Source organism: Carboxylicivirga caseinilyticus (assembly GCF_050589785.1).
In the GTDB taxonomy this organism is placed as follows: domain Bacteria; phylum Bacteroidota; class Bacteroidia; order Bacteroidales; family Marinilabiliaceae; genus Carboxylicivirga; species Carboxylicivirga caseinilyticus.
On record NZ_JBNGOX010000006.1, the window covers coordinates 22,419 to 42,502 of the forward strand.

General features: G+C 38.8%; 16 protein-coding genes and 1 riboswitch. Of the genes, 14 read left to right on the forward strand and 2 right to left on the reverse strand.

From position 1 onward, the window contains the following. Window positions 1–98 precede the first annotated feature (98 nt). From ACRD62_RS04680 to ACRD62_RS04740, 13 genes are all read left to right on the forward strand, one after another. A complete protein-coding gene (locus ACRD62_RS04680) occupies window positions 99–2,333 on the forward strand; it encodes a molybdopterin-dependent oxidoreductase (RefSeq protein ID WP_430818964.1) in 2,235 nt (744 codons plus the stop codon). 24 nt (window positions 2,334–2,357) lie between these two features. Then, on the forward strand, window positions 2,358–2,879 hold the full coding sequence (locus ACRD62_RS04685; RefSeq protein WP_430818965.1) for a 4Fe-4S dicluster domain-containing protein: 522 nt from the start codon (window positions 2,358–2,360) through the stop codon (window positions 2,877–2,879). 21 nt (window positions 2,880–2,900) lie between these two features. Then, window positions 2,901–3,842, forward strand: a complete 942-nt coding sequence (gene nrfD, locus ACRD62_RS04690; RefSeq protein WP_430818966.1) for an NrfD/PsrC family molybdoenzyme membrane anchor subunit — start codon at window positions 2,901–2,903, stop codon at window positions 3,840–3,842. A gap of 68 nt (window positions 3,843–3,910) precedes the next feature. After that, on the forward strand, window positions 3,911–4,435 hold the full coding sequence (locus tag ACRD62_RS04695; protein ID WP_430818967.1) for a YeeE/YedE thiosulfate transporter family protein: 525 nt from the start codon (window positions 3,911–3,913) through the stop codon (window positions 4,433–4,435). 13 nt (window positions 4,436–4,448) lie between these two features. Next, complete coding sequence (locus ACRD62_RS04700; protein ID WP_430818968.1) at window positions 4,449–5,039, forward strand: YeeE/YedE thiosulfate transporter family protein; 591 nt, start codon at window positions 4,449–4,451, stop codon at window positions 5,037–5,039. Window positions 5,040–5,057: 18 nt separating this feature from the next. Further along, window positions 5,058–5,678, forward strand: a complete 621-nt coding sequence (locus ACRD62_RS04705) for a rhodanese-like domain-containing protein (protein WP_430818969.1) — start codon at window positions 5,058–5,060, stop codon at window positions 5,676–5,678. A gap of 50 nt (window positions 5,679–5,728) precedes the next feature. Further along, window positions 5,729–5,856, forward strand: a riboswitch (molybdenum cofactor riboswitch). 63 nt (window positions 5,857–5,919) lie between these two features. Next, a complete protein-coding gene (locus tag ACRD62_RS04710; protein ID WP_430818970.1) occupies window positions 5,920–6,459 on the forward strand; it encodes a hypothetical protein in 540 nt (179 codons plus the stop codon). Continuing rightward, window positions 6,429–7,628 carry a molybdopterin molybdotransferase MoeA gene (locus tag ACRD62_RS04715; RefSeq protein WP_430818971.1) on the forward strand — a complete coding sequence of 400 codons (1,200 nt, stop codon included), beginning with the start codon at window positions 6,429–6,431 and terminating at the stop codon, window positions 7,626–7,628. The genes ACRD62_RS04710 and ACRD62_RS04715 overlap by 31 nt, the downstream gene beginning before the upstream one ends. After that, window positions 7,612–8,412, forward strand: coding sequence for a GTP 3',8-cyclase MoaA (locus ACRD62_RS04720; RefSeq protein WP_430818972.1), 801 nt, complete (start codon window positions 7,612–7,614; stop codon window positions 8,410–8,412). Before ACRD62_RS04715 ends, ACRD62_RS04720 begins: the two co-directional genes overlap by 17 nt. Window positions 8,413–8,414: 2 nt before the next feature. Further along, window positions 8,415–8,864 carry a cyclic pyranopterin monophosphate synthase MoaC gene (gene moaC / locus ACRD62_RS04725; RefSeq protein ID WP_430818973.1) on the forward strand — a complete coding sequence of 150 codons (450 nt, stop codon included), beginning with the start codon at window positions 8,415–8,417 and terminating at the stop codon, window positions 8,862–8,864. A 4-nt stretch (window positions 8,865–8,868) separates the two neighbouring features. Further along, window positions 8,869–9,798: a molybdenum cofactor synthesis domain-containing protein gene (locus ACRD62_RS04730; RefSeq protein WP_430818974.1), complete on the forward strand. Its 930-nt coding sequence runs from the start codon at window positions 8,869–8,871 to the stop codon at window positions 9,796–9,798. A gap of 179 nt (window positions 9,799–9,977) precedes the next feature. After that, window positions 9,978–12,113 carry a glycoside hydrolase family 97 protein gene (locus ACRD62_RS04735; RefSeq protein ID WP_430818976.1) on the forward strand — a complete coding sequence of 712 codons (2,136 nt, stop codon included), beginning with the start codon at window positions 9,978–9,980 and terminating at the stop codon, window positions 12,111–12,113. 215 nt (window positions 12,114–12,328) lie between these two features. Beyond that, on the forward strand, window positions 12,329–13,954 hold the full coding sequence (locus ACRD62_RS04740) for an AMP-binding protein (protein WP_430818977.1): 1,626 nt from the start codon (window positions 12,329–12,331) through the stop codon (window positions 13,952–13,954). 275 nt (window positions 13,955–14,229) lie between these two features. Here ACRD62_RS04740 and ACRD62_RS04745 read toward each other — a convergent pair whose 3' ends face one another. Beyond that, the gene (locus ACRD62_RS04745) at window positions 14,230–15,870 is read right to left on the reverse strand and encodes an ABC-F family ATP-binding cassette domain-containing protein (RefSeq protein WP_430818978.1); all 1,641 of its coding nucleotides are present in this window, start codon (window positions 15,868–15,870) and stop codon (window positions 14,230–14,232) included. Window positions 15,871–16,027: 157 nt separating this feature from the next. Then, entirely contained in the window at window positions 16,028–16,768 is a 741-nt protein-coding gene (locus ACRD62_RS04750; RefSeq protein WP_430818979.1) for an ion transporter, read from the reverse strand. A 181-nt stretch (window positions 16,769–16,949) separates the two neighbouring features. Between ACRD62_RS04750 and ACRD62_RS04755 the strand changes: the two genes are divergently transcribed. Further along, window positions 16,950–20,072, forward strand: coding sequence for a BNR-4 repeat-containing protein (locus ACRD62_RS04755; RefSeq protein WP_430818981.1), 3,123 nt, complete (start codon window positions 16,950–16,952; stop codon window positions 20,070–20,072). The last annotated feature ends 12 nt before the right edge of the window (window positions 20,073–20,084 follow it).

Below are 20,084 nucleotides of genomic sequence, written 5' to 3' on the forward strand. Positions count from 1 at the left end.
TTATTAAAATTAAGTCTAAATAGCAATTGCCTCATACATAAAGATATCTGTATATTTTGCTATATATTTATCTATACAATTCTCAAACAATGCAACTGATGGGGAAAAGTAGAAGAGATTTTATTAAAATTTCGGCCTTAGGAACAGCGGGAGCTGTAGTTGGGTCGAAATATTTGATGGCTCAGAATCAGCAACTGATCAAAGAAAATCCACAAGGGCCATGGAAAATGGCTGAAGATCTGGAACGAACACCTACTTATTGTGAAGTTTGTTTCTGGAAATGCGCCGGTTGGACTTATAAAAATAAGGATGGCCAGATTCAAAAAATTACCGGTAACGATGATGATCCGAACAGTAACGGTCGTTTTTGTCCCAGAGGAACTGGTGGTGTGGGTATGTATTATGATGAGGACCGGCTAAAACATCCACTAATAAGGGTAAAAGATTCTGATGGAAATCAAACGTACAAACAGGCTTCTTGGGATGAAGCTTTTGATTTTATTAGTGAGAGACTTAATGAAGTAATTGAAGATCATGGCCCTGAGTGTATTGCTTTGTTTACGCATGGCTCTGGAGGAACGTATTTCGGTAACCTGCTTAAAGCTTTGGGCTCTCAAAATATTACCGCACCATCTTATGCCCAGTGCAGAGGCCCGCGTGAAGTGGGATTCATAACCACCTTTGGTGAAGGTCTTAGCTCTCCGGAGCCAACTGACATCAGGGATACAAAATGTATGGTTCTGATTGGTTCGCACATTGGTGAAAATATGCATAATGGGCATGTGCAGGAGATGTCTGACGCCATTGATAAAGGGGCAACAATTATTACAGTTGATCCTCGCTTTTCAACTGCTGCCAGTAAGTCAAAATATTGGTTGCCCATCAAACCAAGTACCGATTTAGCCTTGTTACTGGCATGGATTCATGTATTAATATACGAAGAACGATACGATAAAAAATACGTTGAGCAGTATACCTATGGTTTTGATCAGCTGAAAGCTCACGTTAAAAATATGACGCCCGAATGGGCTTACGGTATTACTACCATCAAACCACAGGTTATCAGAGAAACAGCTCGTGAAATGGCAAATGCTTCTCCTGCCACAATTGTTCATCCAGGAAGACATGTTACCTGGTATGGAGATGACACACAGCGCTTAAGGGCTGTAGCAATTTTAAATGCGTTATTAGGTTCCTGGGGACGCCGTGGTGGATTCTATATTCCGGATAAAGCCAAAGTTCCGGGTGTACCACATCCTCCTTATCCAACCCCAAGAAGAACCTGGCGGGATGCAATGGAAGGTAAGTATGAACTGGCTGATCTGGCGTTAGCCAATGGAGTTTGTGATGCCACGATTCCAAGTGCCCGATTTGATTGTAGTATTAAAGCCTGGATTGTTAATGGTACCAACCTGATTGAAACTCTTCCAAACAGACCAAATACTTTAGAGGCGATTAATAACCTTGAATTATTGGTTGTGGTTGATACTATGCCGATGGAGATTACAGGTTATGCTGATGTTGTACTTCCTGAGTGTACTTATCTCGAGCGTTACGATTCCCTTCGGATAACACAGCACCGCGAACCTACTATTGCCTTACGAATGCCAGCTATGAAACCAATGTATGAGTCAAAACCTGCATGGTGGATGGCGAAAAATCTTGCCGACAGAATGGGTAAAGGAGATTATTTCCCATTTGATTCAATTGAGGAGGAATTGGATTATCAATTAAAGAAAGTTGGCTTGTCATTAGAAGAGATGCAGCGAATTGGAGTGAAGAAAATGGAGCGACCTTATGATGATTTGTATTATCATGATGGAGAAGAAATCGAATTCAATACTAATACAGGTAAGATTGAACTGTACTCAACATCTCTTGAAGAATATGGTTTTGATCCAATGCCAAAGTATACAGCACATCCCGAACCACCTTCAGGCTATTACCGTCTGATTTATGGTCGTGCACCCATGCATACTTTTTCACGCACTGCCAATAATCCAAATCTTACAGATTTGATGGATGAAAATACGGTATGGGTTAATCCTAAAGTAGCAAAAGAGTGGGGACTGAAAAATGGTCAGGAAGTGTATTTGCAAAACCAGGATAATGTAGTTTCATCATTTCCTATCAAAGTTAGAGTTACAGAACGAATCAGATGGGATTCGGTTTACATGGTCCATGGATTCGGACATGCCAAGAAGCAACTGAGTCGTGCTTATGGAAGAGGTGCCAGTGATGCCCAGTTAATTACGAATATTATGATGGACCCTATTATGGGAGGCACCGGAATGAGAGGAAATTTTGTAACATTCAACTTTGATAAAGCTTAAGGAGAGACAGCTATGAGATATGCAATGGCCGTAGATACAAAGAAATGTGTGGGCTGCAGCGACTGTGTTGTAGCCTGTCAGACAGAAAACAATGTACCCATAGGATATTGTCGTGATTGGATTGTAGAAGTCACCGATGGTACTTATCCTCAACTGGAACTGGAATATCGTTCGGAGCGATGCAATCACTGCGAGAATTCGCCATGTGTGCGTTGTTGCCCAACAGGAGCCAGTCATTATAGTGATGGTGGAATCGTTTTAGTGGATCATGATAAATGTATTGGTTGTGGAGCCTGTATAGCTTCATGTCCTTACGATGCCCGTTACACTCATCCAAAGGGATATGTTGATAAATGTACTTTTTGTGAGCATCGCGTAAAGCATGGTCAGGATCCTGCATGTGTTGCGGTATGTCCTACCAAGTGTATGTATTTTGGCGATTTGGATGATCCTAATTCAGATGTCAGCAAGGTGATAAAGAAGCGTAAATACAAAACCTTAATCCCTGAAGCCGGAACGAATCCTCAATTGTACTTTTTGATTTAACAAACCATTCATAAAAATATTATGAGAGAAGAATTAATTGTAAGCGGAAGAATGAATCCTCATATCGATCCGCAATTACACATCTGGGAATGGCAAATACCTGCCTACCTGTTTTTGGGTGGTTTGGCGGCAGGTATTCTGTTTTTTGCCGGATACTATTTTATTAAAGGAAAGAGTGAAGAATATCCAACAGCAGTTAAACTGGCGCCTATTTTCGTACCTGTGTTTCTGGCTTTGGGTTTGTTTTTTCTGTTTCTTGATTTAAAGCATAAACTCTATTTCTGGCGGTTGTATACTGCCATTAAACTGGAATCGCCCATGAGCTGGGGAGCTTGGACATTGATGATTATAACTCCTTTATCAATGGTTTGGGCAGCACTTCATATCAAATCGTTATTCCCAAAGTGGGATTGGAAATTTGACTTTGTGAAAGACATTATCAAATGGCTCGAGGATTATAAAACACCTGTTGCATGGGCTATGATGATACTGGCAGTGATACTTGGAATTTATACAGGTATTTTACTTTCGGCTTTTAATGCAAGGCCGTTGTGGAATACATCCATTCTGGGGCCTCTATTCCTGGTATCTGGATTATCTACCGGAGCTGCAGCTATAATTATTATGTCAAAGTCATCTGCCGAACGACATATGTTTGCCAAGATAGATCTTGTATTGATAGCAGTGGAACTATTCCTGATCATACACATGTTTATGGGGTTCAGGGCCAGTACGCAGGTTCAGATTGATGCGGCAAGTATGTTTCTGGGAGGACAGTTTACAGCTCCTTTCTGGGTATTTGTAGTCGGTTTGGGATTGCTAGTTCCGGCATCGCTTGAAGTAATGGAACTTCGAAATAAGAAAATTCATTACATGGTAGCTCCGGCTTTGGTGTTGTTTGGAGGTTTATTATTCCGTTTTATAATGGCTTATGCCGGACAAATGAGTCGCTGGCTTTATTAATTTGAAAAAAGAAAATAACTAATAAGGCTATTTATCATTGATAATAGTAATCAGCTAAAAAAAGTATTATGAGTGAAGATCGTAGTAGAAAATACATCAATCCATACATAGGTGGTGTTTTACTTGGCTTTGTATTACTGGCCGCATTTTTCTTCTCAGGTCGAGGACTGGGAGCCAGTGGTGCTATAAAAAGTGCAGTAGTTAAATCAGTTGAAACCGTGGCTCCGACTCATGTTGAAACAACGGATTTTTATAAAGGTTATAAAGAAACACATCCCGGCGGACCATTGAAAGATTGGTTGGTTTGGGAAATGTTGGGTGTTTTGGTTGGAGGTTTTATCTCGGGTGCCATTGCAGGCCGATTAAAATTTAAGGTTGAACATAGTCCTAAGATTACAAGCAAAACCCGAATTATTTTTGCTGTTATCGGAGGTATTTTATTTGGTTTTGGATCGCAGCTGGGAAGAGGTTGTACCAGTGGATCAGCTTTGTCAGGAATGGCTGTGTTATCTCTCGGAGGTTTTATTACCATGGCTTTTATTTTCGGAACAGCCTTTGCTTTAGCTTATATCGCACGTAAATTATGGATTTAAAAACTAAGTAATCATGGGACCATTAGTTGTATACGAATATATTTCAGCCAACACTAATTTGTTAATGGCTTTTATCATTGGAATTGGCTTTGGCTTTGTTTTGGAAAGAAGTGGATTTTCTTCGTCAAGAAAACTGGCAGGTATGTTTTACGGTTATGATACAACCGTACTTAAGGTGTTTTTTACAGCGGCTATTGTAGCTATGCTTGGCTTGTTGTTTTTCAGTTTGTTTGGCTGGATCGACCTGAGTCTTGTTTATATTAATCCAACCTTCTTATGGTCGGCTATGGTCGGCGGAGCTGTTATGGGAGCCGGTTTTATTACAGGAGGTTTCTGTCCGGGTACAGCTTTCTGTGCCTTATCAATTGGTAAGCTGGATGCTCTTGCATTTATTGGAGGGTTGGTAATTGGTGTATTAATCTTTACTGAAGGATTCCCAATGTGGGAAGGATTGTTCTATGCTGAAAACATGGGAACTCCAACAATCAACCAGTTATTAGGAATCTCTCGCGGAATCTTTGGTTTATTGTTGATATTAGTTGCATTGGGAATGTTTTTTGTTGGTGAGTGGGCAGAACGTAAATTTCCCAGAGAAGAGTATTAATCTGTAAAATTGGATGTTATGAAGATGAGAATTAAACTGGCATTGGCAATTATTCCTTTGGGAATTATCATTGCTGCAGTGCCTGAGAATACAACAAAACCATACAAGCTTACAGCAGGTCAGATGTTGGAAGAGGTGAAAGAAGGGATACAGTTTGTAACGACCGATCAGGTGGCTGATATGATTATTCAGAAAGATCCGTCTTTGCAGTTGATTGATGTACGTGATCAGGATAGTTACGATAAATTTCATTTGCCAGGAGCAATAAATATTCCTTTGGCTGATTTGTTATCGCCAGAAAATGAGGATTATCTGAATCAAGATGTAAAAATGAACGTTTTTTATTCGAACGGTTCTACCAGTGCAAATGAAGCATGGATGATTACCCGACAGTTGGGTTACTTGAATAATTATGTGATGCAAGGTGGGTTGAATTATTATGCTGAAACAATAATGAATCCGCAAAAGCCTGCCTCTACAAGTCCGGATGATGAATTTGCGCGTTACGATTTCCGTAAAGGAGCCAGTGCTGCCTTAGGTGGCGGTAATTTAAGTGCTGCAACTGAAGATGCACCGGTGGCGCCTAAACCTGTTATTAAGAAAGCTGGCAAGAAGAAAAGAGTGGCTGGTGGATGTTAAAATTCATGTTTAAGGAATAAGTCTTTAACCAAAAGATTAGTTTATTTGTTAGTTAAATAAGTCTCCGAGCTGTTAAACCTGTAAAATGGTTTATTAGCCGATGGGTTAAACCGGAAACAGTTTGGCCTCCCGATCCCTGGATAGGGATAATTTGGAAAGGAGAGATTAGATAAAGCATTATAAGATGCCTGATCTCTGCGTGTACATGGAGGTCAGGCATTTTTTTTTATGAAGTAATTTAATGGCAAAACGAAACCTAAATAATTGGTTATTAATTTCTGGTAATGGAAGGCATGTTGGGAAGACATGGTTGGCTGAACGTTTCATTCACCAATTATCGGAGTCGGAAAATGTGGTTGCCATAAAAATAGCTTCGCATATGCATCAATTGGGTCCGGAAGTGAAATGGCTCGACGGTGGACCTGATAAATGGATGATAGGGGAAGAGACCGATACAAAATCAGATAAGGATAGTGTGCGGATGCTAAAAGCCGGAGCTGAAAAGGTCTTTTATGCACAAATGAATGATGATATATATAATCTGGATCAATTGAATTATCTGGATAAGGTATTAACCGGTGAAGAACTGATCATTTGTGAATCTGCTTCAATAGGGAATTTTATCAATCCTGGTGCAGCATTTTATGTGTATGATCCAAACAACATAGCAAAGAATTGTAACTGGAGTTTTTCATATCAGGCTCTGGAGTCCTTGCAATCAAAAATAGTAAATCCGCCAAAAAAAATACGATGGGAAAAGAACAGCTGGATAATCAACTGATATCAGTTGAGGAGGCAAAGGTGATTGTTGAGAAAGTAGTGAAGCCTTTAAAGACCGAGTCAGTTTCATTAACAGATGCCCAAGGCAGGTTTCTGGCTGAGGATGTTTTATCAACCGTTTATATCCCTCCGTTTAATCGTTCTGCAATGGATGGATTTGCCTGTCGCAAGGAAGATCTTAAGAGACCACTGTCGCTAATTGGTACCTTGGCTGCCGGAGATTCAACAAAATATCAAATCAAAGAGGGTGAATGTGTAAGAATTATGACAGGAGCTTCAGTTCCTGATGGTGCTGATACGGTAATAATGGTTGAAAATACCAGAGAGAATGATGGGAAGGTTGAGTTTTTGAAAGATGATACCAAATCGAATATCAGTCCTAAAGGGGAGGATTTAAAACCGGGTGATTTGCTGGTTTGCAAAAATACTCTTCTGAGGTCATCTCACATTGCAGCTTTGGCATCCTCAGGTATAGCAAAAGTTGAGGTATATCAAAAGGCATCTGTTGCAATTATTTCAACAGGAAGCGAATTAATTGAACCTGGATCAGAATTACTGGAAGGTCAGATTTATAATAGTAATGGTTACCAGTTAAAAGCCCGTTTAAAAGAGTTAGGCTTTGATGCCCTTAATTATGGTGTCAAGAAAGATGATTATCAAACTCTGAAAGAAGAAATCGAATCGGCTGTTACGAACCATGATTTGCTTGTTGTGACAGGTGGTGTTTCGGTAGGCGATTATGATTATATTCCGGCTATTGTAAAAGAATTGGGTTTTGAAATTCATTTCTCAAAGATGAGCGCCAAGCCCGGAAAGCACACCCTGTTTGCCTCAAAAGAAGACAAATACATTTTGGGCTTACCGGGTAATCCTGTTTCTACTTTTATTCAGTTTGAAGAATGCGGGCAGTGGATTTTGCATGCCATGTGTAATCGTTGCTTTCAACCTTTGCGAATTGAGATGGAAATAGCCTATCATCACCGAAGAAAAAGAAGTGATAGATTCGAACTTTTTCCTGTATGCATCGCTGGAGATGGTCAGATACAAAGTTTAACCTATCATGGTTCAGCGCATATGCATGCTCTTACTCAAGCCAATGCTTTGATGGAAATACCTGAAGGTATTAATGAGTTAAATCCCGGAGATAAAGTTTATGTTAGACCCCTATAACAGACATATCACTTACCTGCGCATCTCCGTAACAGACCGGTGTAATTTGCGTTGCCGTTATTGTATGCCCGAAGAAGGGGTTGATTTAATGGCACATGAAGATATTCTTCGGTTTGAAGAAATTGAGCAACTTGTTAAGTTGTCTGTCGATAATGGAGTTACCAAAATAAGACTGACAGGTGGAGAGCCTTTAGTTCGCAAAGGTATTGTTGAATTAGTTGAGATGATCGCTAGAATACCCGGTGTTGAAGATCTGTCGATGACGACCAATGGAATTCTGCTGGATAAATATGCATCTGATTTAAAAAAGGCCGGACTCAAAAGAGTGAATATAAGTCTGGACACAATGGATGCTGAAAAATATAACTACATCACCAGGGGTGGAGATATTAATAAGGTTTTCAAAGGAATTGATGTTGCTCAGAAAGTTGGTTTGGAACCAGTAAAGATTAACTGCGTCGTTCGTAATTCGTCAGACGAACCTGATGCTCTGGCTGTAAAGGAATTCTGTGAAGCAAACAATTTATCTATTCGTTATATCCATCAAATGAATCTCGAGGATGGTACTTTCTCAAAAGTAGATGGTGGTGATGGTGGTAATTGCGCTAGTTGTAACCGACTTCGTTTAACAGCCGATGGCTCATTTAAACCCTGCTTATTTAATGAGTTGGGATATAACATTAAAGAGTTTGGGCAAGAAAAGGCATTTCAGATGGCTATCAAAAATAAACCATTGGCAGGAACACGCAATAAATCAGGACGTTTTAATCAGATTGGAGGATAGAAATGGCAAATAAATTTTCGCATATCGATGATAAAGGTAAAGCTAACATGGTGGATGTTGGTGATAAACCAATTCAAAAAAGAACTGCTAAAGCCAGTGGTTTTATCAGCCTGAATAAGGAAACGGTGGGACTGATTACCGAGAATAATATGAAAAAGGGTGATGTGCTAACGGTTGCTGAAATAGCCGGAATTCAGGCTGCAAAGCGAACCTATGAACTCATTCCTTTATGTCACACAGTAATGCTAACGAAAGTGGCTGTTACCTGTCATCTTCAGGCAGATGGAGTGAAGGTTGTATCTGAGGTGAAATGCAGTGTCGAAACGGGTGTTGAAATGGAAGCTTTAACGGCGGTAAATGTTGCTTTGCTAACAATTTATGATATGTGTAAAGCCGTAGACAAAGAAATGGTCATGTCAGATATCAAACTGGATTTGAAAACAAAAGAATAACCGTATGAAGATTGAAGTGCTTGCCGTAAATATTTCTGAGAAGAAAGGTACAATTAAAAAGCCTCAGGCTTTTATAACACTTAACGAAAATGGTGTTGAAGGGGATGCTCACAGTGGACCATGGCACCGGCAGGTAAGCTTATTGGCGATTGAAAGCATAGAGAAGTTTGCAAAGGAAGCAGGCCGAGAAATTAAACATGGCGAGTTCGCAGAGAATATAACTACCAAAGGAATAGAATTACATTATCTCCGGCCATTTGATCGTCTAAAAGGTGATGATGTTGAGTTGGAAGTAACACAGATAGGAAAGAAGTGTCACGGTTCAAACTGTAATATTTTTAAAGAGGTAGGTAACTGTGTGATGCCCAAAGAAGGAATATTCGCAAGGGTTATAAAAGGATCACAACTTAAGTCAGGTGATGAGCTTATATTGATCCCAAAAGTGTTTCGGGTGCTTGTTATTACTATGAGCGACCGGGCATTTCATGGTGTGTATGACGATAAAAGTGGTCCGATGGTTCAGAAACTGACAAAGGATTATTTTGAGCAGGAAAGATACCCTGTTGAGGTTACAAACGAGATATTACCTGATGATAGTGTCAGGCTTGAATCAATATTGAGAGAGGCTGTGGATCAAGGTGTGGAAGCTGTTTTTATAACCGGAGGTACGGGTATCGGCCCGAAAGATATCACACCCGAAACAGTAAAGAAAGTTATCGATAAAGAGATACCGGGTATTATGGAATTGGTTCGTTATAAATATGGACAGAATATTCCGGGAGCATTACTTAGCAGAAGCATTGCCGGAGTGGCATCAAAAACATTGATCTACGCTATTCCCGGTAGTCCCAAAGCGGCTAAGGAATATGTCGATGAAATCTATAAAACGTTTATGCATTCCATCCGAATGATAGAAGGAATCGACATGCATTAAATTCCATCTACATTCAGCCCTGTTACATGCCATTTGTATTGCAATTGGTTTTTCAAATCCTTATTTTGAGCTGCCTGCATTGTGTTGTTGGTTGTTTGTCCTTAAATCTGTTTAAAATTACATGGTGTAGGTATATTCGGCGATTAGCAAAAATTAGATCGATAACAAAATACAGTGCAATGAAAAAATTACTATTCCTGATCAACATGGTATTATTTGCTTCGGTGATGTTTGGACAAAGTCTTACCTCACCAGATGGGAATTTTAAAATGCAATTCCAGCTTATTGATGGAAAACCCAGTTACAAACTCGACTACAAAGGTAAAGCCATTGTGAAAGAGAGTCATTTGGGATTTGAATTGTTTGATGCTCCCGATTTATTGGATGGATTCAAGATGGTTGACAATAAAACATCAACTTTTGACGAAACCTGGAAACCTGTTTGGGGTGAGTACAAAGAGATTCGTAACCATTATAACGAACTGGAAGTTACCGTTAAACAAGAAGAAACAAACCGTGAGATGATTATTCGTTTTCGTTTGTTTAACGATGGTCTGGGATTTCGCTACGAATTTCCTGAACAGGATAACCTTACCTATTTTGTGATTAAGGAAGAGCATACTCAGTTTGCTATGGCAGGCGATCACACTGCTTACTGGATTCCTGGCGATTTTGATACACAGGAGTATGATTATACCATCTCAAAAATGTCCGAAATCAGAGGACTGATGAAGGGTGCCATCACAGGAAATGCTTCTCAGAAACAATTCTCAGAAACAGGAGTGCAGACAGCTCTGATGCTAAAGAGTGACGATGGTTTATACATTAACCTTCACGAAGCAGCTTTGATTGATTATGCATGTATGCATCTTAATCTGGATGATAAAAATATGGTGTTTGAGTCATTCTTAACACCCGATGCACAGGGTAAAAAAGGATATATGCAGGCTCCTTGCACAACTCCGTGGCGTACGGTTATTGCCAGCGATAAGGCCGGTGATATTCTTTTATCAACATTGACATTGAATTTGAATGAGCCTTGTGCTTATGAAGAGACTGACTGGATTAAACCGGTTAAATACATTGGCGTTTGGTGGGAAATGATTACTGGCAAAAGCTCATGGGCTTATACCGATTTGCCAAGTGTGAAAATCGGAGAAACAGATTTTTCAAAAACAAAACCAAATGGGAAGCATGCTGCCAATAACGAGCATGTGAAATATTATATCGACTTTGCAGCAGAACATGGTTTTGATGCCGTTTTGGTGGAAGGATGGAACATTGGTTGGGAAGACTGGTTTGGTAAGTCAAAGGATTATGTGTTTGATTTCTTAACTCCTTACCCTGATTTTGATGTGGAAATGCTTCGCGATTATGGTAAGAGCAAAGGGGTTCGTTTGATGATGCATCACGAAACATCAAGCTCAGTTCGTAATTACGAACGTCATATGGATGCAGCTTATCAGTTTATGGTGGATAACAATTACAACTCTGTAAAAAGTGGTTATGTTGGTGATATCATCCCTCGTGGTGAAAAACACTACGGACAATGGATGGTGAATCATTATTTATATGCGGTTAAAAAAGCAGCTGATTATAAAATTATGGTGAATGCTCACGAAGCTGTTCGTCCTACAGGTTTATGTCGTACGTATCCAAACCTAATTGGTAATGAGTCGGCACGTGGAACCGAGTACGAAGCTTTTGGCGGAAGTATGCCATATCATACAACCATATTACCTTTTACCCGCCTGATTGGTGGTCCGATGGATTATACGCCTGGTATTTTCGAACAGGATGTTAGTAAGTATAATCCCGATAATCACTCCTGGGTAAATACAACCATTGCCCGTCAGCTTGCTTTGTATGTTACTATGTATAGTCCTTTACAAATGGCTGCTGATATTCCTGAGACCTATGAGAAGTTTATGGATGCATTCCAGTTTATTAAAGATGTGCCAGTTGATTGGGATGATACAAAAGTCCCTGAGGCAGAACCTGGCCAATACATAACTTATGCACGTAAACAAAAAGGTTCGGATAACTGGTTTGTGGGTAGTACAAATGGCTATGACGGACGTGTATCAAAAGTGAATTTTGATTTCCTGACACCTGGTAAGAAATACATTGCCACTGTTTATGCCGATGCCAAAGATGCTCATTATAAGAATAATTCACAGGCATATCAGATCAATAAGTATATTGTAACTAGAAAATCTAAACTTAGCCAATATTGTGCTCCGGGTGGAGGATATGCGGTAAGCATTACAGAAGTTACTGATAAGGCTGAACTAAAAGGATTAAAGAAATTGTAAGAAATAGATAGAGTATACTATTGGGCCGCATCCGTTTGGGTGCGGCTTTTTTTGTGTTCTTTAGTTACGTTTTAAATAATCGAACATTTGATTAAGTTTTCAAACGATTTCTTTTTCAGGATAATTATTCTTTTAATTTTGCCCTACCAAAACACAACAAATCGAAATTGAATAGTCTACAATAATTTCGAAGTATAACCTAAAAACCAGGAAAAGTGAATAAACTATCGTATGACAATGGTATATCTTCTACTCCATTGCTGGGTATCACCATCTCGGAACAATTAAAACAAACAGTTGATAAATACCCTGATAATGAGGCATTGGTTGTGCCTTATCAGAATTATAGGGCTTCATATAAAGAATTTTGGGAGCAGGTAGAAGAAGTTGCCAAAGGAATACTTTCATATGGGGTTAAGAAAGGCGATCGTGTTGGAATCTGGTCACCAAACAGGTATGAATGGGTGCTGGTTCAGTTTGCAACTTGTCGTATTGGGGTGATCATGGTTAATGTAAACCCGGCATATAAGGCTGCTGAACTAAAGTATGCTCTTAAGCAATCAGAAATCAGCTTGTTGATTATGTCAAAAGGTTTTCGCCAGACCAATTATTTAGATATACTGAATGAGGTGAGACCTTCGTGTATTCATTTGAAACATATTGTGGTTATTGATCACGACTGGCAGACGATGATTGATGCCGGTAAGAAAGTTTCGGATGAGCAGCTGCATGAGCTGGAAAGCAGTCTTCAATTCGATGATCCGATTAATATTCAATATACTTCCGGTACAACAGGTTTCCCAAAAGGGGCAACACTTTCGCATCACAACATATTAAACAATGGCTTTTTTATCGGAGAGCGATTAGGTTACACCGAAAAAGATAAAGTAGCTATTCCGGTGCCGCTGTATCATTGTTTTGGAATGGTTTTGGCTAACCTGGCCATCATCACTCATGGATCCTGTATGGTATTAACTGGTGAGGCTTTTGATCCGGAAGTGGTTTTAAAAACGGTTCAGGATGAAAAATGTACATCACTATACGGTGTACCACTGATGTTTATTGCTGAATTGAATCATCCTAACTTCGATAAGTACGATTATTCGAGCTTACGAACAGGTATTATGGCCGGAGCTTCTTGTCCTGAATCGGCCATGAAAGCGGTTCGCGAAAAGATGAATATGAAAGAAATAGGTATTTGCTATGGTATGACAGAAACATCGCCGGTAAGTACTCAAACATTTGTAGACGATACAGAATACCGCCGTTGTGCCACTGTAGGTAAAGTGCATCCTCATCTGGAGATTAAGATTATTGATCCTGAAACGGGTAAGATAGTTCCTCGTGGAGAGAAGGGCGAATTTTGTACACGCGGTTATTCGGTGATGTTGAAATACTGGAATAACCCGGAAGCAACAGCTGCTGTAATTGACGAAGGCCGATGGATGCATACCGGTGATTTAGCCGAGATGGATGATGACGGATACGTTAAGATTGTTGGACGCATCAAGGATTTGATTATTCGGGGAGGAGAGAATATTTCACCTTTCGAAATTGAAGAGTATCTTCATAATCATGATGAAATAAAAGACGTGCAGGTAATTGGAGTGCCCGATGCTAAATATGGCGAACAGGTGATGGCATGGGTGGTTCTGAAAGAAGGATCGCGTGTAACGGAAGATGAACTGGTGAAATATTGCAAGGGGCAAATTGCTACCTACAAAATTCCACATTACTGGAAATTTGTTGATGAATTCCCAACGACTGTAACTGGTAAGGTTCGCAAGGTTGAAATGCGCGAGATATCTGCCCGTGAATTGGGTTTGGAGCAACGAAAGTAAGATATGATCAGATAATAAATGCCCGATGTAAATAATTGCTTCGGGCATATTTTTTTTTATCGCTCTAGCCGCTGGGCTCTTCATTTTTGGCTTGACCCAAAAACGAAGCAAAAAAGTCAAGACTGCATTAGAAATGGAATCATTTTATCTCAAAACATAAGTGTGGCCGGGTGATCTTCGAACAAGTTCTCAGCTTCCCGGTCTTACTAACGTTTTGCTTCTAAAAGAATGGCATTTCTAATAAGGTCAATTAATTTATGGGTAGTATATACAAGTTATGCTTTTGCTGCTTCCAGTTCGTTCAGGTGTTCCATCTTTTTTGTTTCAAGGAAACCCTTGATATCGCTCAGATGTTCTTTTACCTTTTTGTTTCCAAACTCATATACTTTGCTGACCAATCCATCCAGAAAATCACGATCGTGTGAAACAAGAATTAGTGTGCCATCATAAGCCTGTAGTGCACTTTTTAAAATATCCTTGGTTTTCATATCAAGGTGATTGGTAGGCTCATCGAGTATCAACAGGTTAACGGGTTCCAATAAAAGCTTTATCATTGCCAGTCGGGTACGTTCACCACCTGATAAAACCTTCACTTTTTTGGTTGATTCTTCTCCTCCAAACATAAAGGCTCCCAGCAAATCTTTTACCTTGGTACGCACATCTCCCACAGCAATATCGTCAATCGTTTGAAAAACGGTTAGTTCTTCATCCATGAGTGATGCCTGATTTTGTGCAAAATAACCAATCATGGTATTATGGCCCAATTGCAATTCACCGTCAAACTTAATTTCGTTCATGATGGCTTTAACGAGGGTTGATTTACCTTCGCCGTTTTTACCAACAAAAGCTACTTTTTCACCACGTTCGATGGTTAAAGAAGCGTCTTTAAATACCAGGTGATCATCGTAACTCTTACTTAATTCAGTCACAATAACAGGGTATGAACCCGAACGAGGTGCGGGCGGGAATTTCAAACGAAGTGCTGATGTATCTTCTTCATCCACTTCAACCAGTTCCAGTTTTTCGAGCATTTTAACGCGCGACTGAACCTGTAATGTTTTTGAATACGTTCCTTTAAAACGTTCGATAAAAGCCTGGTTCTCGGCAATCATCTTTTGCTGTTCTTCGTATGCTTTCAACTGATGCTGACGACGATCCTGACGAAGTACCAGATATTGTGAGTAGTTTACTTTGTAATCATAAATACGGCCCATGGTTACTTCAATGGTGCGGGTAGTGATGTTATCAACAAAAGCACGGTCGTGGGAGATTACTACAACAGCTTTTCCACAGGCAATCAAAAACTCCTCTAGCCATTGAATTGATTCTATGTCGAGATGGTTGGTTGGCTCATCCAGTAAAATCAGGTCCGGATTGCGTAACAGAATTTTTGCCAACTCAATACGCATGCGCCATCCACCACTAAACTGACTGGTTGGAGCTTGAAAATCATCACGTGTAAATCCCAATCCTAAAAGGATCTGTTCTACCTTGGCATTGTAGTTGGTTTCTTCAATTGAATAATACTTCTCGCTTAGCGCAGAAACTTCTTCAATAAGTTGCATGTATTCTTCCGATTCATAATCGGTACGGGTGGTCATCTCAGTATTGATCTCCTCAATACGTTTTGCCATGGCCTGAATCTCAGCAAAGGCTTGCGATGCTTCTTCGAAAACAGTGCGGTTATCCTCTGTCATCAAATGCTGTGGTAAATAAGCCACCACTTTATCTTTTGGAACCGAAACTTTCCCTTTATTGGCTTCGCGTTCACCAGCCAGAATCTTCAACAGGGTTGATTTACCTGCACCATTCTTACCCATCAAAGCAATCCTGTCTTTTTCGTTAATTACAAACGAAATATCTTTAAACAGAGTGCTTGCACCGAATTCAACGGTTAATCCATCAACAGAAATCATACAATCATTTTTAGCGCTGCAAAGATATATCTTTCAGTCATAAGCACAACAGCTAAAAGAAGTTCGTAAAATTTGATTTGTAAATGCCGGGTTTAGCATGCTTAGGAACCAAGAGGGTTATGAAACAGATATTTTACCTTTTAATCAATTAATATTATCAACTTAATCTCATGGTTTCTTCATCAGATTCTAAATCCTGAATTTCTCTGGCCTTTGATAGAGAAGATGCCACTAATCCTGCCGGAACAGTAACCACACCTACTCCAAGTACTAAGATAAAGAAGGTGAAAATTCGACCTGCAACAGTGATCGGATAAATATCACCATAACCAACTGTAGTTAAGGTTACAATTGCCCACCATAAACTGTGAAATATAGATTTAAAAGCCTCAGGTTGAGCTTCATTTTCAAATATATAAATTCCGGATGCAGAGAGAAAAATAAAGATTGCGGTCGTAATGAAGAAAAGAATTAGTTCTTCCTTTATTAATAGAAATGCAATATGAAACCTTCTTAATGCCCTACTGTAGCGTATTAACTTGAAAGCCCTGAATACTCTGAAAACCCTGAATATTCGTAATGCTCTCAGATCGATTGTGAATTTTAGATAGAAGGGGAGAACAGCAAGTAAATCAATGATTCCGTAAAAACTAAAAATGTATTTCAGAGGTTTATCCGATACGTAAATTCTTAGTATATATTCAATAGAGAATAAAATGACACTTACTACTTCAATAATATAGAGAATTTTTCGAGTCTGTTGAGTAATGTCTGGTAGTGTTTCTAATGCAAATGAAATAAGAGAAATTAGAATTAAAATTTGAATGAAATAATCAAACCGTCTTCCCCATGTATTTGTATTATCCTCTATAATGCTCTTTAAATTCGCTTTTTTCATTGTATTTCATATTCAGATAGAAATATCTATCTAAAATAGAGAAACAATTTATTTTCTTTTATTGATTTTTGAATTCTTTACATAGCTGAACCTATCTTGATAAGTATTTTTGATCAGCAATGATTACTAATCAAATTGTATGTCAGTTTTTATATCAGAATCTCTTAAAAATAGTTTTGTAATGAATCCGAAATCTATTCTTATAAAAGTACTTTTTGCTTTCATATTGTTGAGCCCGTCCTTTGTTGTAAAAGCACAAGTGAACGAAGGAAATATTATTACTGATGAAGGAGCCTGGTGTTGGTTTGCAGACCCACGAGCTTTACATTACGAAAATTCTGAAGGTACCATTAATAGTACTTATATTGGGTACATTGATGTACATGGTAATATCAAAGCAACTCAACACAATTTTTTAACGGGAGTAACCAATGAAGTGTTGATACGTTCTTATTTTCAACCCGACGATCACAATAACCCGTCATTCTTAATATTGCCCGATGAGCGTGTAATGATTTTCTATTCACGCCATACCGATGAAGCCTGTTTTTATTATCGTATCTCAACAAAGCCCGGAGATATAACATCATTGGGAGATGAAATCAGGTTGAATACACAATATAATACCACCTATCCGTCACCATTTATTCTTTCCGATGATCCGGATCATATCTATCTTTGCTGGCGAGGTATTAACTGGCATCCTACCATTGGTCGTTTAACTATGCCTGATGCAAATGATGAGGTATCGTTCGATTGGGGACCATATCAAATGGTACAGTCAACTGCTGCTCGTCCATATTGTAAATACGATTCGAATGGTAAGGATAAAATTAATCTGACTTATACTCTTGGTCATCCTGATAATGAATATCCAAACTATGTTTTTTATAACTATGTGGATATAAATACCAGGCAATTAAAAGATATAAATGGAACTATATTAAGTAACATTTCCAATGGTCCTTTAGGTGTTAATCAAACCACATTCCCAAATTCTTTTCCTAACGCAGTTGTTGATAACCCAACAAATAAGCGAGATTGGGTATGGCAAACAACAATCGATACTGACGGGAATCCTGTAATTGCAATGGTGCAGATCAGCTATGATAAATCATCGCACGACTATTACTATGCCAAATGGACAGGTAGTGAGTGGCGTAAAACATTTTTAGCCAATGGAGGAGGTCATTTTCATCAGACTCCGGGGCTGGAACTATGTTATAGCGGAGGTATGGCCATTGATGACAAAGCACCTAATGAAGTATATTGCTCAGTTCCGGTTAATGGTTCTTCAGGGAGTGTTTATGAGTTAAATAAATATTCTTTGGATGAAGATGGAGTTGTTTTATCAACAGAACAAATAACTACAAATTCTGAATTAAATAATGTTAGACCATATATTATAACCAATTCAGATGATAGTCCTATGAAGTTGGTTTGGATGCACGGTAATTATTACGATTGGATTGTGAGTTCATCACGACCACAAGGATATGCAACAGGTATTAACAGTGATTACGCTGTTTTTACCGGTAATATTGATTTGACTAATGGATTACTCATTGATGAGGCTTTTGATACTGATGTTCCCGGAACTGCAACCACAAAAGATGGTGTATTAGTTGTTACAGAAGATACCTATGGAGCCTTTGCGGTTGAGGAGACTTCGACTTTTTCAATCTCATTCTCTCCTTATCTCTATTCAGAATCATATGCCGGTATGATGCTGGAAGCTGGTTTATTGGAATACGGATTGGATGCATCAACCACTAAACCTTACTTTAGAGTGGGTGGCGAAACATACAATAGTAACAATCTACTGGGAACTTCAGATGTTTGGCAAACAACAAACCGTGGTACCGGAGGACAATGGTATACTCCGACTAAACTGGAATATTTTAATCTTACTCTTACTTATGCCAATAATATTTTAACCATTTATCGAAATGGATTGATTGATCAGGTGATTGAAATTGAAGGATTGACGTTGAGTGATCTTAAATTAGGTGGTTTTAATGGCTGGGTTGAGGATTGCAAAATTTATAATAGAGCATTGATTCAGGAAGAAGTTAGAGAGTTAACGAAAGTCAGCTTGGCTTATGCCTTAAATAATGAAATGTTGACAGATATGGAGCTGCAGAGTTTATCAGTTCCGGCAAATATCTTCACAGATATTGTATTGCCTTCAAAAACTGTATCAGGAAATGATATTAACTGGTTATCTGATAATACTTCTGTTATTTCAAGTAACGGTATTGTAACTTTACCAGGTGTTGTCACTACTGTCTCTTTAACTGCGACTATTAATGTTACAAGTAAGCATTTTGATGTCGAAGTTTGGCCTCGTAATATTAATAACAACCTGGTATTGAAATACACTTTCGATAGTGAAGATGAATATCTTCAAAATGGAATACGTTTTGTGAAAGATCAATCAGACAACGGATTGGATGCTGTAGTTCATGGAAGTGCACAGATTAACGGATCACTTGTTCTAAGCTCCAACACTGCAACAGGGTTTTCGACGAATGGTTATGTGGTGGCACCTGAAGGTATTCTGGATGAGATTCGAAGCTTCACTTTCTTAGCCACAATTAATCCGGAGTCGCTTAGTAATTTGCCTCGTATTTTTGACTTTGGCTCAGCCAGTTCTAATAGTTATTTTTTAAGGGCTAATGGCTTTTCTGCGGGATATAAGTATAATGGTAACTCAACCACTTTAATAAATGCATCTCAAAGCCTTTATGTTGGAGAGGAAGCTAAAGTAGCCATGACTTTTGATGCTAAGACAAAAACAACAGCCATCTACCTCAATGGAGTTAAGTTGGCTAATAGCACTTCTATAATTTACGAACCTTATCAATTAACCAACATCGCATCAGACAAAAGAAATTACATTGGTCGTACACAATGGTGGGATACCAGTGTTGCTAGTAGTAATGTTGATTTTAAAGGAACTATTGATGAGGTATATGTTTATGATATCGCTTTATCTGAAGAAGAAATTAGCACAATTCAATCAGATCCTACATCAATAAATAAAACAGAAACAGGATTATATAGCTTATTCCCAAATCCGGTATTATGTAATAATGTTGTGAAGGTTGATTATAAGTTGGAGGAAGTCAATTCGAATAATATAAAGTTAGAGGTAGTTAATTTAAAGGGAGACTTGGTGTGTAGCTACTTTCCAACATCTTTCCCATTTGAAATGAAAGGATTTCGATCTTCAGGGATATACTTTGTGAATCTGTTTAACGGGAACAAAATTCTTGGTATGGAAAAGTTGATTGTAATGTGATTCTTAAAGAGA